General features: G+C 74.4%; 1 protein-coding gene. It reads right to left on the bottom strand.

Annotated elements, in window-relative coordinates; genetic code table 11:
- The coding region (locus A9X01_RS14925; RefSeq protein WP_495524977.1) for a phosphohexomutase domain-containing protein at positions 1–767 on the bottom strand (767 nt) is incomplete at both ends.

A 767-nucleotide genomic window follows, 5' to 3' on the forward strand; every position in this document is an offset into this window, starting at 1 on the left:
GATGTCGGTGACGGTGACGGTGAGGCCGGCCAGCCGGTCCGGCGGGGCATCGCGAAGCCCTTGCATCAGCGCGGCGGCCTCGTCGGCATCGGCGACCCGGCGGGGCACCGCGGCCACCTCGTGCACGCCGTGCCGACGGGCGAGGTCATCCAGCACGTCGGACACCGGGCGGCCCCGCAGCGAGGCCACCAGATCGCAGCACAGCACCGCCGCGCTGATGCCGTCCTTGTCGCGCACGGCGGGCGGGTCGACGCAGTGGCCGATCGCCTCCTCGTAGGCATAGACCAACGTGCCGGGTCGGTCCGCGTCGGCGCGGGCCAACCACTTGAAGCCGGTCAGCGTCTCGACGTGGGTTGCGCCGTGGTGTTTGGCGATCGACGCGAGCATCCGGGAGGACACCACCGTGCTCGCCACCGTCCGAGGCCCCGCGGCGGGCCGGGAAAGGATGTAATCGCCCAGCAGCCAACCGGTTTCGTCGCCGGAGAGCATGCGCCAGCCGGTCCGGTCGGGGATCCCGACCGCGCATCGGTCGGCGTCGGGGTCCAGCGCGATCGCCACGTCGGCCCCGGCGTCGGCGGCCAGCGTGAGCAGCGCGTCGGTGGCGCCGGGCTCCTCGGGGTTGGGGAACACGACGGTGGGGAAGTCGGGGTCGGGTGCGAATTGGGTGGGGACGGTGTGCACGTCGTCGAACCCGGCCCGCCGCCGCGCCTCGACGGCCAGCGCGCCGCCGACCCCGTGCATCGGCGTCAGGGCCACCCGCACCGCGC

Origin of the sequence: Mycobacterium asiaticum (assembly GCF_001668675.1) — a bacterium.
Taxonomy (GTDB): domain Bacteria; phylum Actinomycetota; class Actinomycetes; order Mycobacteriales; family Mycobacteriaceae; genus Mycobacterium; species Mycobacterium asiaticum_D.